Source organism: Occallatibacter savannae (genome assembly GCF_003131205.1).
Taxonomy (GTDB): Bacteria; Acidobacteriota; Terriglobia; order Terriglobales; family Acidobacteriaceae; genus Telmatobacter; species Telmatobacter savannae.
Map to the genome: position 1 here is coordinate 823,430 of NZ_QFFY01000002.1, position 26,665 is coordinate 850,094.

Sequence of the window (26,665 nt, forward strand, 5' to 3'; positions counted from 1 at the left end):
GCAGGTTCGATTCATTCAAGGAAGATCGTCAGGGGCCGAAGCCCGACGACCTTTAAAGAACTTGTGCGGCACGACTAAAGTCGTTTCTCGCATGCGAGCAGTTGGGTCCGGGCCGAAGCCCCGCGTTCCCTCCGAATTGTTGTGTTTTGAGATGGGCGCGGAATCTGGGAGAATGGAAGCATCATGACAGTTGCTGCTCCTGCAAAAATGTTTGCCGATCGGATTGGGCGTATTGAGGTTTCTGCAACGATGGCTGTAGCGGCCGAGGCTGCCAAGCTGCGTGGGCAGGGCGTGAACCTGGTGGACTTTGGTGCGGGTGAGCCGCACTTTGCCACTCCGCGGCATATCAAGGATGCGGCGATCGCGGCGATCGAGGCGAACTTCACCCGCTATACCGTGGTGCCGGGGATTCCCGATGTGCGGAAGGCGATTGTGGAACGCCACGCGACGGATTTCGGATCCGAGTACACGGTCGATGAGGCGGTGTTCACGACGGGCGGAAAGCTGGCGCTGTTCAACACCATCCAAGTTCTCATTGATCACGGCGATGAGGTGATTCTGCCTGTGCCCTACTGGGTGAGCTTCAAGGACATCATTCAGTATGCGGGCGGGAAGGTGATCTTCCTCGAGACGAACGAGGCGGAGAACTTCCGCATCACGGCGGACGCGATCGAGAAGGCGATTACGCCGCGGACGAAGGCGATTATTTTGAATTCGCCGTCGAATCCGGCTGGTGCAGTGGTGTCGGCCGAGGACCTGGAGCGGATCGTTCACCTAGCCCACGAGCGCGGGATTTACCTGCTGCTCGATGAGTGCTATGTGTACCTGAACTATGCGGGGAAGCCGGTGTCGGGCGGATCCTATACGTTCGCGAAAGAGCACGTGGTGATTCTTGGGTCGCTGTCGAAGACGTATTCGATGACGGGATGGCGCGCGGGGTATGCGCTGGCGGCGAAGCCGGTGATCGCGAATTTGAACAAGCTGCAGTCGCAGTCGACGTCGAACGCGGCCAGCATGGTGCAGAAAGCGGCCATTGCGGCGCTGGCGGGCTCGCAGGAGTGCGTGGCGGAGTTCCGGGCGGAGTTCATTGAGCTGCGGGATTACATGCTGAAGAAGCTGGCCGAGATTCCGGGTGTGACGTGCACGAAGCCTGAGGGCGCGTTCTACGTGTATCCGAACATCGGGAAGTTCATCGGCAAGGGCGGCATCAAGTCGGCGACAGAGCTGGCGACGAAGCTGCTGCACGAGGGGCACGTGGTGACGGTGCCGGGCGAGGCGTTCGGGACGGGCGAGCATATTCGGCTGTCGTACCCGGTGACGAAGGAGAATATCGACGAGGGGACGCGGCGGATGGGTGAGTTCCTGGGGAATCTGTAGTCAGACCGTCCATTGAAGAATGAGAAGGCCCGGAGGGATCCGGGCCTTTTTGTTTTGCAGTTTGAGTTTCTGGTTCCCAGGTCTCCAGAGTCGGGAGACCTGGGGCACCCGACATCGTGGTGAAACTATCAGCTAAAAAGCAGATCCTTCGCTCCGCTGATGAAACCCGCTCCGCTCCAGGATGACAGCCGAGACATCGGCATCTCTCCCAGGTCCACAAGTGCGAGGGATCCTTCGACTTCGCTCAGGACAGGCTCTGGGGCACCCAGATTTTGATACTTTAAGCGCCCACCTGCGAGCTGAGGACGCCGGTGCCGGGGACGAAGCCGGGCTGCCACTCGGCGGTGGGCGCCTGGTGGCGGCAATCGAGACACATCGTGTTTGTGAAGCGGGTGGCACAGGAGGGGCAGATGCCGCCGGTTTCGAAGGTGTCGAAGCGGGTGCTGCACTGGTTGCAGGTCCAGAAGAGGCCCACGGGCGGGGCAGTGTGGCAGCTGGGGCAGGCGAAGCCGGTGCGGCGCGGGATCTTCTCGAGCTTGCGCAGCGCCTGGGCTTGCTTGAAGCCGCTCCAGCAGTTCATGGCGGCGTAGGCAGCGATGATGCCGGTCCAGAGAGATTGCAGGTAAAGGGCGAGGGCGATGAACCCGGCCACGCCGACAAAACCGAGGACTGAAGCGACCAGCAGGCTGCGGGCACGGCCGAGCGGGAACCAGAGGAGAGAGCGGAGGATCTGCCCGCCGTCGAGCGGATAGATGGGCAGGATGTTGAAGATGAGCAGCGCGACATCTGTCGTAAGAATGGCGCCGATGAGAAGGTATGCGTTCGGCATCGTCGCTCGCCAGTGCGCGGCTCGCGCAAATTGCAGGGCTGCGTAGAGGATGGGGGCGAGTACGACGTTAACGAGCGGGCCGGCGGCGATGCTCCAGAGGGTGGCGCCGGGGCGCTGCGGCGGGTCAACATAGGCTACGCCGCCGAGTGGCCACAGAAGGATGGTGTCAGCTTTGCCGCCCACCGAACGGCAGGCGAGCGCGTGGCCGAACTCGTGAAGGAGAACGATTCCGAAGAGGGCGAGGTATTCGAGGATGTTCCAGAGGGGCGAAGTGTAGTGGCGTCCGCGGGTCTGGATCTCGAAGACGGCAACCAGGAACCAGGTCCAGTTGAGGTAGACGGTGATTCCCGCGATGCGGAAGATGCGAAACGAACCCTGGCCGCTGAACATGCAGGTAGCTTAACGGAAGAAAAGGTGAGAGTCGCGGGAAAAGAGCGTGGAAGAGAGTGTGACGCGGGCTAAGCACGTGTCGATCAGTGACATGGTGGCGGCATGGCTGAAGCCATGCGCTGGTGCACCGTCCCTACAGGACTCATTGTCTACTTACCTACGAACCCCGCGCTGAAGGCGCGGGGCTAACGACCTTTGCGCCTAACGGCGCGTTCCGGCACGACTAAATCGTGCCCTTTCAAAACCGGCGCCGTTTCTGACCATTTCAGCGAGCTCTGAAGCCATGCCCTGAGACAAACAGGCTCTGATCGGGTCCTTGCGGAACGTTTACATCTAAAAATGCTAACCTTGTTTCTACGCAGGATGGCCAGGCAGTTTCGAAGGGCTAAAACCAGTACAAAGAACATTGTCGGACGCTGGGATGCGGTATCTGTGGGTCCCGGTAATTTGCATCACTGTGCAAACCTAGCTTTTGTCGGGTAGGATGTGTTTTCCATGCCGAAGTCGATTGATTTTCGTCCAGTTATTCTTGCGGGTGGCAGCGGAACGCGGTTCTGGCCGCGGTCGCGCCGCGCACGGGCCAAGCAGGTGCTGGCGCTCGATGGCGAGCGCTCGATGATTCAGCAGACGGTGGAGCGGCTGAAGCCCCTGGCCTCACACGAAAAGACGTGGGTGATCACGAACGAATTTCTCGCGCACGAGATTGCGGACCAGCTGAAGGGCGTGCCGCGGCAACAGATTATTGAAGAGCCTGTGGCGCGCAATACTGCGCCGGCATGCGGGCTGGCGGCGTTTCTGATCGAACGCGACAATCCCGATGCGGTGCTGGGTGTGTTTCCCTCGGACCACGTGATCGCGGATGAACCGCGCTTCCTGAAGGCGCTGCAAAAGGGGATCGGGCTGGCGGCGGCGGGCGCGAACATTGTTGTGCTTGGCATTGAACCGACGCGGCCGGAGACCGGCTACGGCTACATCGAGACCGGCGAAGACTCGGAAGAGAAGGGCGCGCTGCGGGTGCGGCGGTTCACAGAGAAGCCGAACCTGAACCGGGCGCAGGAGTTTGTGGCGGCCGGGAACTACTACTGGAACTCGGGCATGTTCCTGTGGTCGGCGAAGACACTGGCGAACGCGGTGCGAGAGCATCTGCCGGAGACGGCTCCGCTGCTCGAGAAGATTGCCAAGGCATACGGGACGCCTCAGTTTGAAGATGTTTTCCGCGAGTGGTATCCGGCTTGCGAGAACATCTCGGTGGACTACGCGGTACTGGAGCCGCGATCCGCGAAGGGCGAACACGCGTCGCACCTGTATTGTGTGCCGGCAGAGTTTGCGTGGAACGATCTGGGATCGTGGGCTTCGCTCTACGAGTACCAGATGGAGACGCGGCTGCGCGGGGATGGCGACGGCAACGTTGCCGAGACCGATGGCCACCTGACGATCGAGGCCGGGAACAACTACATTTACAGCCCGAAGAAGTTTGTGGCGCTGGTGGGTGTGGAGAACCTGGTGATCGTGGATACCGAGGATGCACTGCTGATCGCGCACCGCGACCACTCGCAGGATGTGGGCAAGGTGGTGAAGGAGCTGGGGCTGTCGGGGCGGGATGAACTGATTTAGAGGCAGTTGTCAGTCACCAGTCCTCAGTTGTCAGTTTTCGTCTTCAGATCAAAAGCCTCAGCTGTTGCGCGCTTGCGTATCTCGGATACGCACTTCCTCTGACAACGCACAGTCGTGCGGTTGAAACGGTGCTATTGTGGACCTTCCCCAAAACCTGGAGGGCGAGGTGTACGGATGTGCATCCGTCGTTGGCTTCCGGTAGTCGCATTGCTGGTCGTGTCCAACTGCATCTCACTTGCGCAAACGAGCGAGTGGGGAATCCTAAGACAGCTGACGCCTGGGAAAAAGGTTCAGGTGCAAACCGCGGACGGGAAGTCGCGCGTAGGAAAGGTCAAAACCGTTACGGACGTCGATCTGCGGATCGGCAGAGACGAAGTGATCCAGCGGGGAGAGGTTCAGCGCGTGCGGTTGTGGAGTTCGGGCCATCACGGGCGCAACGCGCTGATCGGCCTGGGGGTGGGGGCCGGAGTTGGGGTGGGCTTTGGCGTGGGTTCTTGCGGCGGTAAGGATGCGTGGTTCACGAGGGGGCAATGTGCGGCGGTTTCGGCTCCGCTTTTCGGAGGGCTGGGTGCTGCTGTCGGAGCGCTGATTCCTTCGCGCGGAAAATGGCAGGACTTGTATCTGGCGAAGTGAGTCTCAGGCTCTGGGGGACTGGTGCGGGTGGCAGGTGCAGATGATGCCGTAGTGGCCGTCGGGGAGTTTGTCGACGGCGAAGGCGCACTGGTGCGATCCGACATAGTGGCGGCTTTGATTGAGGCGCACGCAATCGAGTGCGGCTCGCTCGCGCGTGGAGTAGCGCGCGTCGGGGGTTGGTTCTGCGCCGTACTGGACAGTGACTTGAGTGGTCACATCGAGGCCGTAGTTGATCGCGTAGGCTTTCACGAGATTGATGATCGCTGCAGAAACGAAGATTTTCAAATTACCGGTTCGAGGTTACCGGGCATCCGCGGTTGATTACGAATGTGGCAGGCGGATATGGCCCGGTAGAGGCGGCGACGAGCCCGATGACAACTCGCATAGAATCAGGGCATGTGTGGAATCGTAGGGTACGTCGGGCGTAAGAAGGTGGTCCCCGTCATCATCGAGGGACTGCGGCGGCTTGAGTATCGCGGGTATGACTCGGCAGGCATTGCGGTGGGCGGGCCGAATACGGCTCTGCTAGAGGTGTGCCGGGCGCCTGGGAAGCTGGGCAACCTTGAGGAAGTGCTGCGCGAGAAGCCGCTGGAGGGAACCTTCGGCATCGGGCATACGCGCTGGGCGACGCACGGCCGGCCGACGGAAGAGAATGCGCATCCGCACAGAGACTGCACGGGGCGTATCGTCGTGGTGCACAACGGGATCGTGGAGAACTATCTCGAGCTGAAGCGCGAGCTGACGGCGAAGGGACACAAGTTCGTCACGGAAACTGACACCGAGATCATTGCGCACCTGATTGAGGAGATCCAGAAAGAGGCGGAGAAGGACGGCGCGAAGATTGCGCTGGAGGATGCGGTTCGCAAGGCGGTGAAGCGGCTGACGGGAGCATTTGCGCTGGGGATTCTGTCGTCGGCTGAGCCGGACAAGATTATTGCGGCGCGGTCGGGGCCTCCCGTGGTGATTGGCGTGGGCGAGGGCGAATACTTCGTTGCCTCAGATGTGCCGGGGATTCTGCACCACACGCGGAATATCTATTTTCTGGCTGATGGCGATATGGCGATCATCACGCTGGATGGCGTGAAGCTGACGGACTTCAACGGCAAGCCGATCGAGCGGCAGTTGCAGAGGATTCAGTGGGATCCGATTCAGGCAGAGAAGGGCGGCTACAAGCACTTCATGCTGAAGGAAATCTGGGAGCAGCCGCGGGCGATTCGCGATACGACGCTGGGGCGGGTGAGCCTGGATTCGGGAAGCATTTTTCTGGGCGAGATGGAGATTGATGACGAGGAGCTGGCAGCGGCTTCGAGCATCAACATTGCGGCGTGCGGCACCAGCTGGCACTCGGCGCTTGCGGGCAAGTACATGATCGAACGGCTGGCGCGGTTGCCGGTGGATGTGGACTATGCCAGCGAGTATCGGTATCGAAATCCGATTCCGGACAGGAATGCGCTGGGGTTGCTGATTACGCAGTCGGGCGAGACGGCGGATACGCTGGCGGCGCAGCGCGAGATGAAGACGCTGGGTTCGAAGACGGTGGCGATCTGCAATGTGGTGGGGGCGATGGTGGCGCGCGAGGCGCACGGCGCGATCTACACGCATGCGGGGCCGGAGATCGGAGTGGCTTCGACGAAGGCGTTTACGGCGCAGTTGACGGCGCTGTTTCTGCTGGCGCTGAAGCTTGGGCAGCTGCGGGGGCGGTTGAATAAAGAACGATCGGTGGAGCTGATCGAGGAGCTGAGCCGTGTTCCGGCAAAGATTGAGGAAGTGCTGAAGAGCTGTTCGGGGCAATGCGAGCAGCTGGCGTCGAGCTTTGCGAATGCGCGGGACTTCTTGTACCTGGGGCGTGGCATTCATTTTCCGATTGCGCTGGAGGGTGCGCTGAAGCTGAAGGAGATTTCGTACATTCACGCGGAGGGGTATCCGGCGGGAGAGATGAAGCACGGGCCGAATGCGCTGATCGACGAGACGCTGCCGGTGGTGGTGCTGGCGACACGGGACGAGGGTGATCCGGCGTCGAAGCTGCGGTATGAGAAGACGCTGTCAAATATTCAGGAAGTGACGGCGCGGTCGGGTCGGGTAATTGCGGTGGCGACGCAGGGCGATGAGACGATTGGCGGGCTGGTGGAGCAGGTGATTCATGTGCCGCCCGCGTTTGAGCTGCTGTCGCCGCTGATTGAGATTGTGCCGCTGCAGCTGCTGGCGTACTACATCGCTGTGCGGCGCGGGTGCGATGTGGATCAGCCACGCAATCTGGCGAAGTCGGTCACAGTGGAGTAGCCCGAAAGGGTTAGAGCGGTGGACACGGCGGATGGCTAGAATCGAGTTCTAATGAGACGGGTGTGCGTGGGAGCGGGTCTGGCTGCGCTGCTGCTGGCGGCAGGCGCGGGCGAGTCGTATGGGCAGACGAACTTCAGCGTGCCGTCGATGCCGATGATTCCGGATGCTCCGCATGGCGCGGGGCCGCCGAAGAAGTATATGGAGCACTTCCCGGAGCAGCCGAGCGTGCAGCCGGCGTACTCGATTCCGGTAAGCCCGCTGGGCTTCTCGATTCCGGGTACAAGTTATCTCCTCCGGCAGCAGCAGCTGGTGAGCCTGGATTTTCTCGATGAAGACCGGCTGCTCTTCAGCTTTCATGTTGCGTCCGGTTTGCGGGAGCGGAATGCGGAGACGGACCAGGAGGCGGCGCAGCGGATTCATGCTGTGGTGGTCGATGTTGCGACGGGCAAGGCCGGAGCCGAGGCAGACTGGGCGATGCCGGACCGCAGGCGCTATCTCTGGATGCTGAACGACGGGCATTTTCTGCTGCGGACTGCCGATGGCCTGGAAGAGGGCGATGCCGAGCTGAAGACCAAGGCGTATATGCATTGGCCAGGGCGGCTGATGTGGATCCAGATGGATCCGCTGCAGAAATATCTCACTGCGAACTCCGTTGAGCCGGGATCGGAAGAGAAGGCGGAGGAAGCGGCGAAGACGCAGGGAGAGAAGCCTCTCGAGAGCGCGAAGCCTGCGGAGAAGAAGGATGTGTTGACCATCCGCACGGTGAAGCGCGACACCGGCGAGGTTGTGAAGACAACGCAGGCGCCGTGGACAGCGCAGACCTCGGACTTCCCGATGAACTCCGAGGGATACTTCATGAATATGCGCGACAGCGGCGCGGTTTGGGTGATTCGGTACCAGGCGTTCGACGATTCGAAGGGCTGGAATGTCGTGGATACAAAATCTGTCTGCGTGCCGAAGAGTGCGTTTGTCACGGAGACGGAACTGCTGGTGAGCAGGTGCGATCCGCAGGATGGCTGGAAATTGGCGGCACTCAACACCACCTCAAAGAAGAATGAGTGGGAAGCGCATATCGGCAGCAACACGATGTGGCCTCTGCTGACGGCGGCGCGTAACGGATCGCGTGCGGCGCGCGAGACGCTGGTGCTGAGGCGCTCGGCGGAGAAGTACACCACGGGAGTAAAGATCGAAGACGTGCAGGGGCAGATGGTGCGCGTGTACGACACGGCAACCGGGAAGGTCGCGATGGAGGCTCCCATCAAGCCGGTCTACGACGGCGGCGGAAACGTGGCGGTGTCGCCGAGCGGCGAGCGCGTTGCGATTCTGAACGGGGACGCGATTCAGGTATACGAACTTGCTGCGCCGATGGTCACAGCAGGCGCGCGAAAAACAGAATAGCCGTAGTAAACTTCCCTCTCAGTCGTCCTCTTTTCAGCTTGAGTTTCCTGCGGTCTCTGCAGCGGGATCGCCTCACTCTCTCCGTTTGGTCAATCGCAAAGGAATGGGTATGCAGAATGTGTTTGCAGTTCGCCGCGGTGTGCTGGCGGGTGCACTTGCTTTTGGAGTAGCAGTGTCGGCGCAGATTGTGGGAGCCCAGAGTGCCGGGAACCCTGCCACTCCGATGCACCGCGGGTATTACACGTATCCGGCTGTGCGCGGAGAGAACATCGTGTTCACGTCGGAGGGCGATCTGTGGGTCGTCGGCGTGCAAGGCGGGGTGGCGCGCAGGCTGACCTCGAACCCGGGAACGGAGTGGTCGGCAGTGTTGTCGGCCGATGGCAAGACGGTGGCGTTCAGTGCGGAGTTCGAGGGCCCGACCGAGGTGTACACGATGCCGGTGGAGGGCGGGATTCCGCAGCGGCGCACGTGGGACGGAGATTCGCGGCCCGCAGGTTTTGCGCCGGACGGGCGGCTGATGGTTGCGACGTCGCGGTATGCGACTCTGCCGGAGACGCAGCTGGTGCTGGTGAATGATGTGGGCGCGCGCGAAATTGTGCCGCTGGCGCAGGCAGCGCAGGGCGCGTATTCGCCTGAGGAGCACAATCTGTTTTTCACGCGCTGGTACAAGCAGCCCAGCGAGACGAAGCGCTACAAGGGCGGAACGGCAGAGAGCATCTGGAAGTTCGACGGAAAAGGCGAAGCGGTGCCGCTGACCGGCGACTATGAGGGCGCGTCGACGCAGCCGATGGTGTGGGAGAAGCGCGTGTACTTCCTCAGCGATCGTGACGGCGTGATGAATGTGTACTCGATGGATGAGGACGGCAAGGGCGTCAAGCAGGAGAGCCATCAAAAGGAATTCGATATCACGTCGGCGTCGCTGGATGGTGGGCGCATTGTGTACGCGAGCGGCGCGGACCTGTGGCTGTTGGATTTGAAGAGTGGGAAAGAGCAGGTGGTGCCGGTCACGCTGACCTCGGATTTTGAGCAGCTTCGCGAGCACTGGGTGAAGAAGCCTTCGGATTATCTGACCGCAGTGCACATTGCGCCCGATGGAAACAGCGCGGTGTTCACGGCACGCGGCGAGGTGTTTACGCTGCCGCTGCGCAACGGACGCACCGTAAAGGTCGCGGCAAACTCGGCGGTGCGCTATCGCGAGGCGCGATTCCTGCCGGATGGGAAGAACATCCTTGCGGTGTCGACCGAGAGCGGGGAGACGGAGTTCTGGAAGTTCCCGGCAAACGGAGAAGGCAAGGCGGAGCAGTGGACAAACGATGCCAAGGTGCTGCGATGGGATGGGCTGGTTTCTCCCGACGGGAACTGGCTGGCGCACCACGACAAGGACGAGAAGCTGTGGCTCTTCGATGTGAAGGCGAAGAAGGAGAAGCTGATTGCGGAGTCGATGACTGGAGACTTCGCCGACCTGCAGTGGTCGCCCGACAGCAAGTGGCTGGCGTTTGTGCAGGCAGCGAACAACCAGTTCGCGCAGATCAAGGTGCTGAATGTCGGGTCGGGCGAGATCAAGGAGATTACGTCGGACCGCTATGACAGCATCAATCCCGTGTGGAGCGCGGATGGGAAGTGGATGTACTTCCTTTCGGACCGTGCGCTGAAGACGGTGGTGGAGTCGCCCTGGGGGCCGCGTCAGCCGGAGCCTTTCTTCGATCACCAGGTGAAGGTCTATCAGCTTGCCCTGGTGCCGGATCTGCGCTCGCCGTTCCTGCCGCCGGATGAACTGCATCCAGATGGCGATGCGGCAAAGGACGAGAAGAAGGACGACGACAAGTCGAAAGATGTGAAGAAGGACGATAAGAAGTCGCCTGATATGGCGAAGAAGGCCGGCGAGAAAAAGCCTGACGAGAAGAAAGACGACAAAAAAGAGGAGAAGAAGCCGCCGGAGGTGAAGATCGACTTCGCAGAGTTGTCATCACGACTGACGGAGGTGCCGGTGCCGGCGGGGAACTACGGCAACCTGCAAGCCACAGAGAAGCGGCTCTGCTGGCTCAGCGACGGCGACAATACGCATCAGCATCTTGCGCTGCAGTGCGTGGATGTGGCGAACAAGGGCGACGAAGTCGATAACGTGATGGGCGACGTGAAGCAGTTTGAGATTTCGCAGAACCGGAAGAAGCTGCTGGTGCGCAAGGGAGATGAGTTCTTCATTCTTGATTCAGATGTGAAGCCCTCGGCGCTGGGCGATGCGAAGGCCTTGGCGAAACAGTCGATCAACCTGTCGCGCTGGACGTTTTCGACCAAGCCGGTGGACGAGTATCGCGGGATATTTCTGGATGCGTGGCGGCTGGAGCGCGACTACTTCTACGACAAGAACATGCACGGGGTGGACTGGGCAGCGATGCGCGACCGCTACCTGCCGCTGGTGGATCGTGTGGCGAATCGCGACGAGCTGAATGGGGTCATTGCGCAGATGGTCGGCGAGCTTTCGGCGCTGCACATCTTTGTGGTGGGTGGCGATCAGCGCAAGCCCGCGGACCAGATCGATCTGGCATCGCTCGGCGCGCGTCTGCGGCGCGATGAGAAGGCGGGCGGCTTCGTGGTGGAGCACGTGTATCTGCACGATCCCGATATGCCGGATATGGCTCCGCCGCTCGCAAGGCCTGAGTCGCTGGTCCGCGAGGGAGAAGTGATTGTCGCAATGGATGGGCAGGACCTGCTTGGGGTGACGGACGAGCGGGCGCTGCTGCGCGGCAAGGCTGGAACGCAGGTGTTGCTGAAGGTGAAGAATGCGGCGGGTACCACGCGCGAACTGCTGGTGACGCCGATGAGCGGGAGAGATGAGGCGCGTCTGCGGTACGCCGAGTGGGAGTATTCGCGACGGACTCAGGTGGAGAAGGAGTCGAACAATACGGTCGGCTACGTTCACCTGCGCGCGATGGGCTCCGGCGATATCGACCAGTGGGCACGGGAGTTCTATCCCGTCTTCGATCGCCAGGGTCTGATCATCGACGTACGGCATAACAATGGCGGAAACATCGATTCGTGGCTGCTTTCGAAGTTGATGCGCAAGGCGTGGTTCTACTTCCAGCCGCGGGTGGGGAGCCCGTCGTGGAATATGCAGTATGCCTTCCGCGGACACATCGTGGTGCTCTGCGACCAATCGACGGCTTCCGATGGCGAGGCGTTCACCGAAGGGTTCAAGAGGCTCGGACTCGGCAAGGTGATCGGCATGCGGACATGGGGCGGCGAGGTGTGGCTGAGCTTCAGCAATACGCAGGCCGACAACGGAATCGCTTCCGCGGCGGAGATCGGCGTCTACGGGCCGGAAGGGAAATGGCTGATCGAGGGCCACGGAGCGGAGCCGGATATCGCCGTGGATGATCTGCCGCACGGAACCTATGCGGGGAACGATGAACAACTGAATGCGGCGCTGAAGTTGCTGCAGGAGGAGATCAAGGCCGATCCGCGGCCGGTGCCTCAGCATCCGGCGTATCCGAATAAGTCGTTCAAGGGCAGTGGTCAGTGATCAGTTGTTAGTGGTAGTGATCAGATTGTGCTCGGGGTCGTGGATCGTTGTGATTCACGGCCCTTTTTCTTTTGGTCAGTTCTTTTCCCATTCGTGGCGGAGGCGCTCGGCGCAGGTCTGCGCGAGGGTCTGGATGACGTCTTCGGGAATGTTGCCTTTGTGCTGCGAGGCGTAGTCACCGGACCAGAGAAGGCCCATGCTCCCTTCAAGTTCGGTCGCTGGTCCACAAATGCGACGGACCAGGGGCACGCGGCATCCGAGTTCCTTGTCTCGCACGTCTCCAAAGTCGGGAGACATGGGGCACCCAGATTTGTGGGGATAAAGATGGAATGCGATGTTGTGGTGTGCGAAGTGGACGCTCTTTTTGTAGAGATGAGCTGGTTTTAGATCGGGTGCTTTGAGCAAAAACACGGGCTGCTGGATCAATCGGGCAGACAGGGATCGGCTCCATAGTTAAGGCTGATCAACCTTCGATCGAAATCAGAAAGAGAGAGTACTGAACACATGAACATCCGAGCCGCGGTTTCCCCCGCACTGAATCAATTGAGAGCGCGCTTCGCGTTCTTCGCAGGTGCAATCGTAGTCACTTTGGGCATGATGAATACGCAGAGCGCGCAAGCGCAGTATGCTTCGCAGGTGACGATTCCTTTCGCGTTTTCGGCGAATGACCAGGCCTTTGCTGCTGGAGAGTATCGCGTGTTTCGTGACGCAGACAACTATCTCCGCGTTGTGAGCACCGAGACGGGCATTCAAGCAGGCCTGCTGGTTCATACATCGCGCAGCCTTGAAATCAAGCCTAAGAACAGCCTGGTGTTTTTGCGCGATGAGCGTGGATTCCATCTGCTGTCGGTGCGATTTGCGCAGGGCATGTCGGGTGTGCAGACGGAACTCTCTGTGCAGCCGAAGCCGGAGCGAGAGATCGCGAAGGTGATGGATGACAGGACGACGGAAGTTGGAATGAATTAGCGAACGAGCCTATGGGATCCCATGTCTCCAAAAGAAGGAGACATGGGGCACCCAGACTTCCTGATTAGGGAATTGGATTATTTGTGGATTCGGTGATGGGGGTGATTTTGTCGAGCGGGGCGGCGGCGTGCTGGACGGTGCCGTCGGGCCAGTGGATCTCGACGTCGTCGATCTTGGTTGCCGAGCCGAGGCCGAAGTGGACGCGGGGGTCGTTGTTGGAGAGATAGCTGCCGCCACTGATGACGTCGCCGCGCTGCTTCACTCCTCCGGAGGTGACGTAGACGACGGTGCCTGTCGCGTCGCGCGGAGATTTGCCGCTGCCGGTGAGCTTCAGTTCGATCCAGTGATTCCTGTTGGGATCGACGTTGCGGAGAAGGACGGGGTGGCCGTCCATCACGCTGAAGACCGCGTCGACTTTGCCGTCGTTGAAGAGATCGCCCACGGCCATGCCGCGCCCAGCGATGACGGCGGCGAGGCCAGTGCCTTCCACGGCAGGGACGTTCTCAAATGATTTGCCCTGGAGGTTGTGGAAGAGCATGGGACGTTCTTTCCAGCTGGTGCCCCAGTTGTATTTGTCGGCCTGCGGGTAGACGTGGCCGTCGGACATCATGAGGTCTTTCCAGCCGTCGTTGTCGTAGTCGAAGAAGGCATCGCCCCAACTGAGGAAGGGGACGGTGACTTCGCCGAGACCGACGTGGTAGCTGACATCAGTGAAGTTGGCGTCGCCTTCGTTGCGGTAGAGGGGCTTGTAGTCGTCGGAGAAGGTGGTGTTGAAGACGTCGAGCATGCCTTTGTTCTGGGTGTCGCCGACGGCGATGCCCATAGACGCGGTTTCGCGGCCGGCTTCGTTCAGAGCGTAGCCTGAGGCGTAGCTGACGTCTTCGAAGGTGCCGTCGCCCTTGTTGATGTAGAGGTAGTTGGGCGTGGAGTCGTTGCCGACGAGCAGGTCGGGCTTGCCATCGTTATTGATATCGACGAAGACGGCGCCGAGACCGTAGTAGCCGGGCTTGTCGGCCACGCCTGCTTTGTCGCTTACATCAGTGAAGGTGCCGTCGCCGTTGTTATGGAAGAGATGGTCGGGCTCGCCTTTGAGGCCGCGCGGGCCGCAGGCGGTGGCTTCTCCGCGGAAGGTGCAGAAAGCGTTGCTGGAGCCGCCTTCGCCGCCTTTGGCGGGAGGATTGTCCCAGTCCCAGTGGAGATAGCCGGCCACGAAGAGATCAGGTTTGCCGTCGCCGTCGTAATCGCCCCACGTGACGCCTGTTGACCAGTTGCCGAGCTGGACTCCGGCTTTGTCGGCGATGTCAGTGAAGGTGCCGTTCTTGTTGTTGTGGTAGAGGCGATTCTTGCCGAAGTTGGAGACGTAGAGGTCGGGGTAGCCGTCGTTGTCGTAGTCGGCTACGGCGCAGCCGAAACCCCAGCGGTCGTTCTGCACGCCGGCTTTGGCGGAGACGTCAGTAAATGTGCCGTCGTGGTTGTTGTGGAAGAGGGCCGCGTGGGGGGCCGGAGCTTTGCCGGCGAGGGCTTCGAGCGAGGAGCCGTTAACGAGATAGATGTCGAGCCAGCCGTCGTTGTCAAAGTCGAAGAGGCAGACGCCGGAGCCCTTGGTCTCGATGATGTAGTCCTTGGCGGGCGTGCCCATGTGGTGGGTCCACTTGTTGAGGCCGGCTTTTTCGGAGGTGTCCTGGAAGACGATGGGGCCGGATTTGACGAATCCGCCGGCGGTGATGACACGGTGCTCGGCGTCAAGCTGGACGGCGTGATTGGATTCGACGGTGTGGGCGGAGTCGAGGCCCTGTGTCGGCTTTTGCTGGGCCTGGATGAGGGGAAAAGTGGACGCCACAAGAAGGGCAGAGAGACTCAACGCACGGATTGCCGGGAACATGGGGGAAGTATACGGGGCGGAAGGTGCGGTGGGCGATCAACCGAATGGAGGAGGGGACGAGGTGACAAGATTGCCGGTAGCTGGTAGCTGGTAGCCGGTAGCTTGCAGATTAGGGCTGATGGCTACGGGCTACAAGCTACCGGCTGAAGGCTATTGGCTGACGGGTGGTTCTTCGCCGGCGGGAGCGATGGGTTGAACCACCCAGCCGCCGTTGCTGTCCTTGACGAGGGTGGCGGTGGCGGACTGGATGGAGGTGTCTTTGGAGATTTTGGGGAAGGCGCGGCGCGACTCGGGAGTGGTGGCCCATCCGGGGATGCCCTCGACCTCGTACTGGTACGTGACTTTGTACTCGGTTGGGTTGTTGGGATCGTTGGGGACGGCGCTGGAGACGGCGGTGACGTTGAAGTGCCCGAAGCAGAAGTTGCCGTAGCCGGGCCGGCTGGCGTCGGGGGTCCAGATGCTGTGGCCCTTGTCGGAGAGGTCGTAGAGGTTGACCTGCTTGGAGCCGATGAGGAAGCGCTTCTTCTCTTCCGGCGCGCGGGCGAGAAGGCCAGCGTCGGTAAGGGCATCGAAGTCGCGGACGCGATCGTCCTTTGCGGGATCCGCCTCGGCGGGCATCTTGATGGGCTCGGGCCAGAGGCACTCGTGCTTGCCGGCGTAGGAGTTGTTGATGGCGGTCTTGAGCTGGGTGGTGTCGATTTCTTTCTTGCAGGCGGTGGGCAGAACGGCGAGAGCGGCAAGAGCGAACAGGGATGCGAATTTCTGGCGCATTCGATGGATCCTCTGAGGGTTGGATGCGGGGAGCGGAACTGGCGGAGTTGGCGCTGGGTGCTGTTCTGCGGAGCGCTGATGCGGAAAATTCAATCGAGACCATGGTACCGCAGCTATTCGCTGTTAGCTCTTAGCTGAAAGCGGGGCACCAGGTTAAGCGACGGCGCGGATCAGGCGATGGGAAGCGATGAGGGTGCGGGTGGGGGGGCTGCTTTAACCGCGAGCGAGGAGACGGTGGCCGAGATGAGGACGTCGAACATGGCGCGCTGGGCGCGGACCCAGACGGGGTGAGCCGGGCAGGTGGATTTCCGCTCGCAGTCCTTGCCGCCATTGAGGCAGACGTTGAGACACACGGGCCCGTCGATCGCCTCGATGATCTGAAGGATGGTCGCCTCGCGCCCACGGGGAAGGATGGCGAAGCCGCCGAGTTTGCCGCGGCGCGAGGAGATGAGTCCGGCGTGAGCAAGGGACTGAAGGACTTTCGAAAGAAAGCTCTCGGGCGCGGCGGTGGCCAGGGCAATGTCGGGAAGGAGTACGCGGGTGTGGTCGGGCAGCGTGGCGAGGTGGATGAGGACGCGCACGGCGTAGTCGGACGCGCGCGTGAGCTGCATCGAGGAGTTGGCGGAGAGGCATCTCTCAGCAGCCGGATCTTTCGCGGGCAGCGATCCCATGCGTTCTCCCGGGGCGGTGCATCTGGACCATTCGGGTCCAAATTCAACAATCGAGAGCAGGGTATCGGAGGAGTTCGCGACGGAATGTATCCGTCATCACAGGCTGATGTTTGGGGGTGTGTGCGCTATCGCGTTTCGAGGCCGCCGGGTGCTCGATCTTCGAATGTCCAGAGATGCTCAGGGAAGGGCAGCACGGATTCCGAGCTCTTCTGCAACCTCGCCGAATCTTCGGTCTCGTGTCCAGATTCGGACGGATTGATTGAAGAGCACAGAGGCAATCAGGTGAATGTCTGTGACGTCGATTCCACGCCTATGTAGCTTCCGCCGCTCAATCAGCTCAAGCAGCTCAGAGATCTCGGCGAGCGGCATCTGATGCAGCAGAGCCATGTCCTCGAGGAACCTCGCTCTGTTCGCGATCGAGCCCAGCGCCAACTCCAACGTGATGTAAGGATGGGTTACGACTTCGTCGTTCTCGAGCAGTTCCTTGAGCCTGGGCTCGGCCTTCCGCAGGTGATCGATCCACACGGAGGTATCGACAAGAATCACAGCTTTACCCGCTTGCGCGGAGCTGCTTTTGCGTCTGGGTCCGTGCCGCCCAGGGTCGCAAGGCGGCGCGCCGCTTCCTGACGTACAAGTCTTGTCAGCGCCTCGCGGATAAGAGCTGCCTTTTCCTTGATTCCCGTGTACTGCTCTGCCTTCTTGATCAAGTCGTCATCAAGCGCAATGGTGGTTCTCATCTCAGACTCCCTGTACACGAATTTTAGCATTGTTCCGGTGCGAAAACTCGTGCCATAGCGTTCGCAAGGCCGGGCGTAAGACCTCCTGCGGCGGATGAGGTTAGCGGTAGATCGGAGAAGGAGGTGGCGGGATTGCGGCGCGTTCGGCGGCTTTGGGGTCGAGGCCCCATTGATTCGCGTAGGGTTCGCTGTCGAGCAGGGTGAAGACGAACAGGACGATGCCGCCTACGAGCGGAACGAAAGCAATGAAGTACCACCAGCCGCTCTTGCCGATATCGTGCAGGCGCCGGATGGTGACGGCAAGCGCCGGGACGAACAGAACCAGACCGTAGGCGAACATCAGGAAGAAGGGGAACGTCGCCGGCTTGCGATCTTCAGAGAAGGCGATGGCGAAGAGCGCCAGGAAGATCATGACTACGCCGTTGAAGAGATTGAAATACCAGTATTCTTTGCGCCGCGATCGGCCGCTCAAGTCGGTGGCGCGCTGCCAGGCGAGTACAAACCAGGACATGTCGTTCGTCTCCTGAGATGGGCGAGTGTGCGCGAGTCGAAAAGAACCGTGGCGAGCCCCTTCAGCTCTTGCCGGCCGCGGCCAGGACACCTTTGGCATCCGCGGAAAATGGACCCTTCGGTTCCAATTGCAGATACTTTTGGTAAGCCTCGGCACACCCTGCCGGCAGTAACATTTTTCCGCTCTTCGAGTCCAGAGTGGCTTTGCCAACGAGCGCCTGCCCTTTGAAGTAGTAGTTTGCAGCGCGGCCGGGTTCAAGTGCGATGGCCTGCTCTGCTGCGGCAAGTTGGGCGTCGGGGTTCCCCGACTGGAAGAAGACAACGGCTTCGTTGTGCCGATATTGAGCAGCCTGGGCTGGGAGGGCCTTCACAGCCGAATCGAAAGCGGCCTGGGACTCCGGGATCTTGCCTTCGTGGGCGTAGACTTCGCCGAGACTAGCCCAGGCGACACCCTGCACCTCGGGAGTGCGCGCTTCTCCAGTGGAGACGACCCCGCCGCTCGCAGTGTTGCGGGATGCGCGGGTGGCAGAGGCTGCGACGACACCCGGAGCATCCGGCTTCTGGTAGAAGTCATCGGAGTGCGCCCTCTTAAGGGATTCGGGATCGATCCCGAGCGCCATCTTGAAGCTGTTCTCGGCGTCAGGGTATTTCTTGTCTCCGAGCTGAGCGAGTCCGAGCTCAAGCCAAGGCAGGATCAGATTGGGATTCTCGGTTGTGGTCTTTCCCATGAGGGCTTCGGAATCGGCATAGCGCTTTTCTGCCGTGGCCTTGCGTGCCTCGGCAATCGCGGCATTCACGGTCTCCGACTCTTTCTTGGTAACAATGCGATCGCCGGGCCTCATTTGTGGAGCGGGCGGCGGAGCAGGCGCTGGCAGTGGCGCGCCATTCTCCTGGGCTGAGATGCCCATACAGGCGCAGATAGATGCGAAGGCAAAAACGAGAATGGATCGGCCCATCGATTAGCCTCGAAACAGCTCAGATGTGTACTTAGTTGCGCAATCATGATGCCGCAACAGCCGTGGTTGCGCAACCGCAATTGTGCCGCTTCAACCCAACCTCGGCTCGGTCAAAGATTTGCTCATTTCGCAGAAAGGGCGCGGAAGAGACGAAAGCCAAGAAAGAGAATCTCGGACTTGCGCGTGTGCGATGCACGCAATGCCAGAGATCGAGCGCACTTATCAGCCGAGTTGGGTTTGAGACTCGCAGCCTTCAATGGAGCTATGCGCCAGGTGCGACTTCAGCTTTGATCGGGGTACTGCTGCCGCAGCGCTTTAACCGCGGCGGCTGAATCCTCGAGGGGTTCGCGATCCCGGTCCAGCAGAAAATTTGCGGCTTCAAGGGCACGCGCGGCGCGGTCTTCGTCCTTGAGCGCGCTGATCACCTCACTCACGGAGCGCGGATCTTTGCGGCGCGCGAGGCCGACGAGCGCCTCTTCGCGGACGTCTTCGTCTTCGTCGTTGAGATTCTTGAAGAGGGCTTCGCGAATCTTTGGCGAGTCGAAATTGCCCAGGCCGCCGAGTCCGAACGTGGCCCAGTCGCGCACTTCGCTGTCCTTGTCGCTCATGAGCTTGATGAGCGTGGAGACGGTGCGCTCATCGTCGGCGAAGCAGCCGAGGGTGAAGGCGAGACCGTAGCGGACATCGACGTCGGAGTGGTAGCTGAAGGGAAGAATCTGGGGAATGATCGACGGGTTCTCGAGGTGGCCGAAGGCCGTGACGATGGCGCTGAGGGCGACGGGGTCGGTTTCGGTGTCGAGCATGCCGGCCAGGATGGTAAACGATTCGCCTGCGAAAAGGGTGGTCTGGTTTTCGGCGGTGTGGCCGAACTGCGCGAGGACTTCTGCGCCGCGCGCTCGTTTCAGCGGCTCGGTGGAACGGCACCAGGCGACGGCTTTGTCGAAGACCTCGCGCGAGCCGGTGGCGCGCAGGGAGTGGATGGCATCCCAGGCTTTGTTGTCGTCGTAGTCGCCTCTTAGTGTTTGCGCGAAGAGCTCGTCGATGGTCGCGGCCGGCATGGATGCCAGTGTAGCTCCGGACAGGGAGGGGTGCGCTACGATGGAGGAGAAATCGAGGGGATGCATGTTTGTTGTGGTGTGGCAGTTTGAGATTGCCGAGGAGAAGGTGGCTGCATTTGAAGCGGCGTACGGTCCGGAGGGGAACTGGGCACAGCTGTTCCGGAGTTCACCGGAGTATCACGGCACAGAGCTGCTGCGGGACGCGTACATTAGCGGGTCGTACCTGACGATCGACCGCTGGAAAAGCGAAGAGGCATTTCGAGCCTTCCGCAAAGATCACGACGCGGCGTATGAGGAACTGGATCGAGCCTGCGACGCGCTGACTCAGAAGGAGACACGGGTCGGGGCGTATACGGTTTAGTAGCCGGTAGCCGGTAGCCGGTAGCCGGTAGCCGGTCGCCGGTAGCCACTTGCCAGTAGCCAACAGCGGTAGCCAGTTGCCGGTCGCTAGTAGTTAGCAGCTTGTAGCTGGGCTAGTTCCAACATCGGTTTTGTACCGGGTTTTCCTCTGGATTCGTGATGACGGATACAGGGGTGCCGTTCTGTTCACCTTTTCTTCGCTTTTTCGATATCATTGGGATGTAACAAACTGCTAGAATCCGTTCGAAATCAACTAGCCGACGCGTGTTTTTGCCATCCCAACGAGGCGCGCAGGGCGAGTATTTATAGAGGAGAAGCACCATGCCGGTCGCCGATGAGCGCTCTAAAGCCGTTGAATTAGCCCTGAGCCAGATTGAGAAGCAGTTCGGGAAGGGGTCCATTGTCCGCCTCGGATCGCGGGAGGCTCTGGTTCCCATCTCTGTGGTCTCGACGGGGTCGATCAGTTTTGACGGCGCGCTCGGTGTGGGCGGCGTGCCGCGGGGCCGCGTCATCGAGATCTTCGGGCCGGAGTCGTCGGGCAAGACGACTATCACGCTGCAGATCATCGCGGAGGCGCAGAAGAACGGCGGCCTGGCGGCGTTTGTGGACGCCGAGCATGCGCTCGATCCTGCGTACGCGAAGAAGCTGGGCGTGGATGTCGACAACCTGCTGGTCTCGCAGCCGGATTCGGGCGAACAGGCGCTTGAGATCACGGAGGCGCTGGTGCGCTCGGGCGCAATCGACGTGCTGGTGGTGGACTCTGTGGCTGCCCTGGTGCCGAAGGCCGAACTCGACGGCGAGATGGGCGATTCGCACGTGGGATTGCAGGCACGGCTGATGTCGCAGGCGCTGCGCAAGCTGACCGGCACAGTTTCGAAGTCGCGGACCTGCCTGATCTTTATTAATCAAATTCGCGAAAAGATCGGCGTGATGTTCGGCAATCCGGAGACGACAACGGGTGGTCGCGCGCTGAAGTTCTACTCTTCCGTCCGAGTCGACATCCGCAGAATCGCAGCCATTAAGGAAGGCGATTCGGTTGTCGGTAATCGCACCAAGGTAAAGATTGTGAAGAACAAGGTGGCGGCGCCGTTCCGCGAGGCTGAGTTCGACATCCTTTACGGTGAAGGCATCAGCCGCGAAGGCGACGTGCTGGACCTGGCGGTGGCGCACAACATCGTGGAGAAGTCAGGCGCGTGGTACAGCTACTCCGGCGAGCGCATCGGCCAAGGCCGCGAGAATACGCGCAATTTCCTGAAGGAGAATCGCGACATCTTCGCCAGGATGGATGGCGAGGTGCGGAAGAAGCTTGGGATTGGGGCAGCGGCGAAAGCCGAGGTGCCCGAGGTTCCAGCGACGGGCCATGCCGAGGCGAAAGAGGCGGTGAAAGCGCGGCGGTAGGAACGGATCCGGATCGAAACTCGTACAACCTGACAGGTCGGCAGCGTAGGCCGGTTCGTCTTCTGAAGCGTGAGACGGGACGGTCGGGCCGTGCTCTAATTTCATTGACACGCATGCGAGTGAATCGACGAGCAGCGGGACAGCTCTTTTGGCGAGCGGTTCTCTGCTCGTTTTTGCTTGCCGGTTTCTTCGCGGCTGGTTCACCGGCGCAGCAAGCGGCCGCGAAGCAGAATAGTGCGCCGAGCGTGCCGGCATCCGACGCGAAAACGCAAAATCCCCTTGCCGGTCTGCACGGGGCCGTGAACCTGGACGGCCAGTGGAGGTTTCGCGCCGGGGATGACCCGTCCTGGGCCGATCCAGCAATGGATGACTCAAGCTGGCAGCCGGTGAATCTCAGCCAGTCGCTCGCCGAGCAGGGATTCGACACGTACACGGGATACGCCTGGTACCGGCTGAAGCTCCAGCCGGCGCAGTTGGCTCAGTTCAGCAGCATGACTGGCGGACAGGCGCTGGCTCTGCTGGTGACCGGCAACTCGGTGGGGCAATTTTCGGCGTTCGTGAACGGCTATGAGATCGGCCATACGCGCGGCCTGACGGACTCTCCGACGGAGTACGAATCCGCCCCGCTGCTTCTTGCTTTCCCTACGGTAAATCCGGGGCCCGTGGTGATTGCGGTGAGAACGTGGACCGGGCCGAAGGTGACGGTGAGCCGCGGCATTCTGCAGCGGGTCGAGATCGGCGGTGCGACCGATCTGGCCGAGCGGCAATCGATGGCGATCGGCCAGCAATGGAACAGGCTGGCGACCTTCGGGCTGGTGCTGGCGTTCCTGTTTCTCTGCGTTGCCGTGCTGGGCGGCGCGCTCTATCTCGCGCAGGTGGGGCACAGCGAGTACATGTGGCTCGCGATCCTGTGCGTGGCGGCGGCGACCGAGCGGATCATCCATGTGATCTTTGGGCTCGGCGTGATGTCCTTGCGGGCCTTCTCGATATCGAGCAGTTTTGCCGGATTCATCTTCATGGCGATCACGCTGGAATTTGTTCTGCGGTTTACCGAGAGCAAATCGAAGCGCGTCGTGAGGGCGTTGCAGATTCTGGCGCTCGTTGTGCCGTTTCTGCAGTTCCTGCCATGGGATGCGTTCACGACGGCGGTGTGGCTGATTGCGGAAGGCGTGTTCTGCATTGCGGTGACGGCGCTTCTGTACCGGTCATGGAGGAGAGGGCGGGGCGATGCCGGCGCGATGCTGGTGCCGTTCTTTCTGGCGGCGGCAACCGACCTGATCACGATGGCTCTTTCACTGGCGGCGAGCCGGAACTGGATTGCGCAGAAGTTTGGCGCACCGGTGTTTCACGTCGGGCCGATTGAGTACAACATCGGCAATCTCTCAGACCTGATCTTTCTGAGCAGCCTGATTGCGGTGATCCTGTACCGGTTCGTGCACATCAGCCAGGAGGAGCAGAAGTCGGCCGCGGAGATATCGGCCGCAAAGAGCGTGCAGGCGCTGTTGATCCCGACGCAGCTGCCGTCGAACGAGAACTACATGCTGGAGAGCGCGTATCTGCCGGTGCATGGGGTGGGCGGCGACTTCTTCCAGGTGCTGCCGCTGAAGGACGATCGCTGCTGATCGTTGTGGGCGATGTGAGCGGCAAGGGGCTGCAGGCGGCCATGAACTCGAGCACGCTGGTAGGAGCGCTGCGCAATGAGCTTTCGCACGATCCGGCGACGGTGCTGAAGCACCTGAATCACGTGTTGATCGGCGCAGTGGCGTCGCCGGGAACGGCGGTGAAGGAGCTGGATTGCGCGCCGTGCTATGCGACGTGCCTTTGCGCGCGCGTGTATCCCGACGGCACGGTGACGATTGCGAATGCGGGGCATCTGAGTCCGTATCGCGACGGACGCGAAGTGGCGCTGATGCCGAGCCTGCCGCTGGGCGTGATCGCGGAAGCGGAGTACGAGGCGACGACGTTTCAGCTGAACCGCGGAGACCGGCTGGTGTTTCTGTCCGATGGCGTGGTTGAGGCGCAGAACGATCAGGGCGAGCTTTTTGGGTTTGAGCGGACGCAGCAGGTGGCGAATGAATCGGCGCGGTACATTGCGCAAACGGCCAAGCACTTCGGGCAGACGGACGATATCACGGTGCTGTCGTTGTATCTGGCTTCAAAGGCGGCGCAGCCGAGCAGGGAAGAGCTGGTGTACCGGTAGAGCAGTGTTCAGTGGTCAGGGATCAGTGATCAGACATCGCAGCGGTTGCTGACCCGATCGTCTGGCCTATTTCTCTGTTTTATCCAGTTCTTCCTGCAGAAGAGCGGCCACGGCGTCGGCGGCGAACTCCATGTACGGGGCGGCGAAGCGCTGGTCCTCGCTGGGTTCGCCGTATCCCATCACAAAGGTGCCGATCGGCTGCTGATCGCGGCCATAGACGGGACGGGATTGGAGCGACTTGATGCCGTGTTCGAGGCACGTAGCGATAAAGGCCTCGCTGAAACGGCTTTCGTGCGTGAGGTCATGCGAGGTGATGACTTCCTTGCCATCCATAGCCGCAGTGCAGCAGCCGATATAGGGTGGCCCCATGGGCAGATCGGTGAGGGTGGCCTGAAAGGTTGCGGGTAGGCTGGGAAAAACGGCCCGTTCGAGCTTTGCGTGGTCGGGGCTGGCGATGCAGACCCCGGTTCTCGAGCCCTGGGCCAGCGCTTCCACCCTCCTGCAGAGCTCGGCGAGCGCGATATCGAGGGGCGCGTCACCGGGCTGGGAGAAATCGAACTTTTCCTCCATCTGAAACCTCCATGACAGAACAGATCATGATTCTTAAGGGAAATCACAGAACCCAGAAGTTGTCCGTTGAGTGCGGCGCAAGTCTCCTGAATCTAAGGACTTTAGATGCCTTCAGGAACCGAAGCGGTTCAACTCTTCCGCGCAGGCCGCCTGCGAGTGCAACATCGTGTGAACCTGCATTGGCGCGGGTTTGAGGCGCTTTCCCACAGAATCGGGCTCCTTTCCACAGCCAGGCGGAGTTGCAGGATAGGGGAGTCGTTGGTATTCTCAGTAAGTCGCGAAACGGTGCTAAGAACAAGGCCAATCGCGAGTTGCACTGAAGAGTAGCCTGTGTTACTCTTAAAAAGTTGCAGATGTAGCAGTGGAGCCTCCCGGTGGTCCCTTTAGCGCGAAAGCGCTGGTAGATGAAGGACCTGCCCGATAAGGGAAGTGGGAAGCCGGTTCGTAGGGTTAGATAGAGGTAGCGGATACCGCGCCCCTGACCCCTGTAGGGAATCCCGCAGAGAACAAACCCATTGCAAGACCCAGAAGGCGAGTCCTTCTGTGCGCGCGAAATGCGCGGGGCGATTAAGTCGCTGGTCGTTCTTTGAGAATTGGCGCTTGTGCGAATGGATCGTGACTGAGTCCTTTAGGACCCAGTGCGACAGCAAAGGACGAAGGCAAAACCTTCGATTCTGGCGAGCATTCAGGCAGGTGTTTACGCAAAAGATTCTGTAAGAATCGTTGCTTGACACGGTAGCCGAAGTTCGATAGTTTTAAAAAGTTCGCGCAAAAACGGTTGAGATTGCAGTGAAGTGCAGATCAGCCAGGCGCACCAAGTTCGAGGACAACCCTGACGTCACAGTCCGGGCCTCGATCCAAGCGACTCCGCTCAGGCGGTCAGTCATAAGGATCTTTGACAATAAGGTTGAACGTGCCAGTCGTGAGAAGACGATCAGGTTTGGCTTGATCATTCTCACAAGGTAAGTAAGACGTCCTGCGCAGTGATGCGCGGACGAGTCGATCCTTCTCTGACCTCCGTCGGAGAGGACGACAACTAGGTTTCAAACGAGAGTTTGATCCTGGCTCAGAATCAACGCTGGCGGCGTGCCTAACACATGCAAGTCGAACGAGAAAGTGGAGCAATCCATGAGTAAAGTGGCGCACGGGTGAGTAACACGTGACTAACCTACCCAGGAGTGGGGGATAACTGAGGGAAACCTTAGCTAATACCGCATAACACCTACGGGTCAAAGGAGCAATTCGCTTCTGGAGGGGGTCGCGGCCGATTAGTTAGTTGGCAGGGTAATGGCCTACCAAGACGATGATCGGTATCCGGCCTGAGAGGGCGCACGGACACACTGGAACTGAAACACGGTCCAGACTCCTACGGGAGGCAGCAGTGGGGAATTTTGCGCAATGGGGGAAACCCTGACGCAGCAACGCCGCGTGGAGGATGAAGTCCTTCGGGACGTAAACTCCTTTCGATCGGGACGATTATGACGGTACCGGAAGAAGAAGCCCCGGCTAACTTCGTGCCAGCAGCCGCGGTAATACGAGGGGGGCGAGCGTTGTTCGGAATTATTGGGCGTAAAGGGTGCGTAGGCGGTTTGGTAAGTCTGATGTGAAATCTATGGGCTCAACTCATAGTCTGCATCGGAAACTGCCGGGCTTGAGTGTGGGAGAGGTGAGTGGAATTCCTGGTGTAGCGGTGAAATGCGTAGATATCAGGAGGAACACCTGTGGCGAAAGCGGCTCACTGGACCATAACTGACGCTGATGCACGAAAGCTAGGGGAGCAAACAGGATTAGATACCCTGGTAGTCCTAGCCCTAAACGATGACTGCTTGGTGTGACGGGTACCCAATCCCGCCGTGCCGTAGCTAACGCGTTAAGCAGTCCGCCTGGGGAGTACGGTCGCAAGGCTGAAACTCAAAGGAATTGACGGGGGCCCGCACAAGCGGTGGAGCATGTGGTTTAATTCGACGCAACGCGAAGAACCTTACCTGGGCTCGAAATGTACAGGAATCCAGTGGAAACATTGGCGTCCCGCAAGGGACCTGTATATAGGTGCTGCATGGCTGTCGTCAGCTCGTGTCGTGAGATGTTGGGTTAAGTCCCGCAACGAGCGCAACCCTTATCTTCAGTTGCTACCATTTAGTTGAGCACTCTGACGAAACCGCCTCGGATAACGGGGAGGAAGGTGGGGATGACGTCAAGTCCTCATGGCCTTTATGTCCAGGGCTACACACGTGCTACAATGGCCGGTACAAACCGTCGCAAACCCGTGAGGGGGAGCTAATCGGAAAAAGCCGGCCTCAGTTCGGATTGGAGTCTGCAACTCGACTCCATGAAGCTGGAATCGCTAGTAATCGCGGATCAGAACGCCGCGGTGAATACGTTCCCGGGCCTTGTACACACCGCCCGTCACATCACGAAAGTGGGTTGCACTAGAAGTCGGTGAGCCAACCGCAAGGAGGCAGCCGCCCAAGGTGTAATTCATGATTGGGGTGAAGTCGTAACAAGGTAGCCGTAGGAGAACCTGCGGCTGGATCACCTCCTTTCT

At 60.3% G+C, this 26,665-nt stretch carries 23 protein-coding genes and 1 rRNA gene; 12 read left to right on the plus strand and 12 right to left on the minus strand.

All coding sequences use genetic code 11. The features are described 5' to 3' along the window. The first annotated feature begins 183 nt into the window (after positions 1 to 183). On the plus strand, positions 184 to 1,377 hold the full coding sequence (locus tag DHV10_RS10950) for a pyridoxal phosphate-dependent aminotransferase (protein WP_239461484.1): 1,194 nt from the start codon (positions 184 to 186) through the stop codon (positions 1,375 to 1,377). Between the two features lie 280 nt (positions 1,378 to 1,657). On the opposite strand, the gene DHV10_RS10955 is transcribed toward DHV10_RS10950, so the two are convergent. Further along, positions 1,658 to 2,596, minus strand: coding sequence for a M50 family metallopeptidase (locus DHV10_RS10955; RefSeq protein ID WP_109486362.1), 939 nt, complete (start codon positions 2,594 to 2,596; stop codon positions 1,658 to 1,660). 495 nt (positions 2,597 to 3,091) lie between these two features. Here DHV10_RS10955 and DHV10_RS10960 point away from each other — a divergent pair, with 495 nt between their 5' ends. Beyond that, positions 3,092 to 4,210, plus strand: coding sequence for a mannose-1-phosphate guanylyltransferase (locus tag DHV10_RS10960; RefSeq protein WP_109486363.1), 1,119 nt, complete (start codon positions 3,092 to 3,094; stop codon positions 4,208 to 4,210). Between the two features lie 174 nt (positions 4,211 to 4,384). Next, positions 4,385 to 4,843: a hypothetical protein gene (locus DHV10_RS10965; protein ID WP_109486364.1), complete on the plus strand. Its 459-nt coding sequence runs from the start codon at positions 4,385 to 4,387 to the stop codon at positions 4,841 to 4,843. 3 nt (positions 4,844 to 4,846) lie between these two features. Here the strand turns inward: DHV10_RS10965 and DHV10_RS10970 are convergent, their stop codons facing one another. After that, positions 4,847 to 5,128, minus strand: a complete 282-nt coding sequence (locus DHV10_RS10970) for a hypothetical protein (protein WP_109486365.1) — start codon at positions 5,126 to 5,128, stop codon at positions 4,847 to 4,849. A 111-nt stretch (positions 5,129 to 5,239) separates the two neighbouring features. Here DHV10_RS10970 and glmS point away from each other — a divergent pair, with 111 nt between their 5' ends. The 3 genes from glmS (at position 5,240) to DHV10_RS10985 (ending at position 12,041) form a co-directional block, all read left to right on the plus strand. Continuing rightward, the gene (glmS, locus tag DHV10_RS10975; protein ID WP_109486366.1) at positions 5,240 to 7,123 is read left to right on the plus strand and encodes a glutamine--fructose-6-phosphate transaminase (isomerizing); all 1,884 of its coding nucleotides are present in this window, start codon (positions 5,240 to 5,242) and stop codon (positions 7,121 to 7,123) included. A gap of 51 nt (positions 7,124 to 7,174) precedes the next feature. Then, positions 7,175 to 8,521 carry a hypothetical protein gene (locus DHV10_RS10980; protein WP_162601427.1) on the plus strand — a complete coding sequence of 449 codons (1,347 nt, stop codon included), beginning with the start codon at positions 7,175 to 7,177 and terminating at the stop codon, positions 8,519 to 8,521. 109 nt (positions 8,522 to 8,630) lie between these two features. Beyond that, positions 8,631 to 12,041 carry a S41 family peptidase gene (locus tag DHV10_RS10985; protein ID WP_162601428.1) on the plus strand — a complete coding sequence of 1,137 codons (3,411 nt, stop codon included), beginning with the start codon at positions 8,631 to 8,633 and terminating at the stop codon, positions 12,039 to 12,041. A gap of 75 nt (positions 12,042 to 12,116) precedes the next feature. Here the strand turns inward: DHV10_RS10985 and DHV10_RS10990 are convergent, their stop codons facing one another. Next, positions 12,117 to 12,452, minus strand: coding sequence for a hypothetical protein (locus DHV10_RS10990; RefSeq protein WP_162601429.1), 336 nt, complete (start codon positions 12,450 to 12,452; stop codon positions 12,117 to 12,119). A 93-nt stretch (positions 12,453 to 12,545) separates the two neighbouring features. Between DHV10_RS10990 and DHV10_RS10995 the strand changes: the two genes are divergently transcribed. Beyond that, entirely contained in the window at positions 12,546 to 13,007 is a 462-nt protein-coding gene (locus DHV10_RS10995) for a hypothetical protein (protein ID WP_109486370.1), read from the plus strand. A 64-nt stretch (positions 13,008 to 13,071) separates the two neighbouring features. Here the strand turns inward: DHV10_RS10995 and DHV10_RS11000 are convergent, their stop codons facing one another. The 8 genes from DHV10_RS11000 to DHV10_RS11035 all read right to left on the minus strand — a co-directional run bounded on the left by DHV10_RS11000 (position 13,072) and on the right by DHV10_RS11035 (position 19,592). Further along, positions 13,072 to 14,889, minus strand: coding sequence for a CRTAC1 family protein (locus tag DHV10_RS11000; protein WP_109486371.1), 1,818 nt, complete (start codon positions 14,887 to 14,889; stop codon positions 13,072 to 13,074). Between the two features lie 150 nt (positions 14,890 to 15,039). Continuing rightward, positions 15,040 to 15,660 (minus strand): hypothetical protein, encoded by a 621-nt coding sequence (locus tag DHV10_RS11005; protein ID WP_109486372.1) that lies wholly within the window; start codon positions 15,658 to 15,660, stop codon positions 15,040 to 15,042. A gap of 170 nt (positions 15,661 to 15,830) precedes the next feature. After that, complete coding sequence (locus DHV10_RS11010) at positions 15,831 to 16,331, minus strand: RrF2 family transcriptional regulator (RefSeq protein ID WP_204101387.1); 501 nt, start codon at positions 16,329 to 16,331, stop codon at positions 15,831 to 15,833. 177 nt (positions 16,332 to 16,508) lie between these two features. After that, a complete protein-coding gene (locus DHV10_RS11015) occupies positions 16,509 to 16,877 on the minus strand; it encodes a PIN domain-containing protein (RefSeq protein WP_109486373.1) in 369 nt (122 codons plus the stop codon). Next, a complete protein-coding gene (locus tag DHV10_RS11020; protein ID WP_109486374.1) occupies positions 16,874 to 17,068 on the minus strand; it encodes a type II toxin-antitoxin system VapB family antitoxin in 195 nt (64 codons plus the stop codon). Before DHV10_RS11020 ends, DHV10_RS11015 begins: the two co-directional genes overlap by 4 nt. 100 nt (positions 17,069 to 17,168) lie before the next feature. Further along, the gene (locus DHV10_RS11025) at positions 17,169 to 17,579 is read right to left on the minus strand and encodes a DUF805 domain-containing protein (protein WP_109486375.1); all 411 of its coding nucleotides are present in this window, start codon (positions 17,577 to 17,579) and stop codon (positions 17,169 to 17,171) included. A 61-nt stretch (positions 17,580 to 17,640) separates the two neighbouring features. After that, positions 17,641 to 18,534: a tetratricopeptide repeat protein gene (locus tag DHV10_RS11030; RefSeq protein ID WP_109486376.1), complete on the minus strand. Its 894-nt coding sequence runs from the start codon at positions 18,532 to 18,534 to the stop codon at positions 17,641 to 17,643. 281 nt (positions 18,535 to 18,815) lie between these two features. Beyond that, positions 18,816 to 19,592, minus strand: coding sequence for a HEAT repeat domain-containing protein (locus DHV10_RS11035; RefSeq protein WP_162601430.1), 777 nt, complete (start codon positions 19,590 to 19,592; stop codon positions 18,816 to 18,818). Between the two features lie 40 nt (positions 19,593 to 19,632). Here DHV10_RS11035 and DHV10_RS11040 point away from each other — a divergent pair, with 40 nt between their 5' ends. The 4 genes from DHV10_RS11040 to DHV10_RS11050 all read left to right on the plus strand — a co-directional run bounded on the left by DHV10_RS11040 (position 19,633) and on the right by DHV10_RS11050 (position 23,550). Then, positions 19,633 to 19,953 carry an antibiotic biosynthesis monooxygenase family protein gene (locus DHV10_RS11040; protein WP_162601431.1) on the plus strand — a complete coding sequence of 107 codons (321 nt, stop codon included), beginning with the start codon at positions 19,633 to 19,635 and terminating at the stop codon, positions 19,951 to 19,953. A gap of 320 nt (positions 19,954 to 20,273) precedes the next feature. Beyond that, a complete protein-coding gene (recA, locus tag DHV10_RS11045) occupies positions 20,274 to 21,350 on the plus strand; it encodes a recombinase RecA (RefSeq protein WP_109486379.1) in 1,077 nt (358 codons plus the stop codon). 119 nt (positions 21,351 to 21,469) lie between these two features. Beyond that, positions 21,470 to 22,972 (plus strand): hypothetical protein, encoded by a 1,503-nt coding sequence (locus tag DHV10_RS27085; protein ID WP_162601432.1) that lies wholly within the window; start codon positions 21,470 to 21,472, stop codon positions 22,970 to 22,972. A 41-nt stretch (positions 22,973 to 23,013) separates the two neighbouring features. After that, the gene (locus tag DHV10_RS11050) at positions 23,014 to 23,550 is read left to right on the plus strand and encodes a PP2C family protein-serine/threonine phosphatase (RefSeq protein WP_239461487.1); all 537 of its coding nucleotides are present in this window, start codon (positions 23,014 to 23,016) and stop codon (positions 23,548 to 23,550) included. A gap of 66 nt (positions 23,551 to 23,616) precedes the next feature. On the opposite strand, the gene DHV10_RS11055 is transcribed toward DHV10_RS11050, so the two are convergent. Continuing rightward, a complete protein-coding gene (locus DHV10_RS11055; protein WP_109486381.1) occupies positions 23,617 to 24,120 on the minus strand; it encodes a GAF domain-containing protein in 504 nt (167 codons plus the stop codon). A gap of 1,043 nt (positions 24,121 to 25,163) precedes the next feature. On the opposite strand from DHV10_RS11055, the gene DHV10_RS11060 reads away from it, so the two are divergent. Continuing rightward, positions 25,164 to 26,663, plus strand: a 16S ribosomal RNA gene (locus DHV10_RS11060). Positions 26,664 to 26,665: the final 2 nt, after the last annotated feature.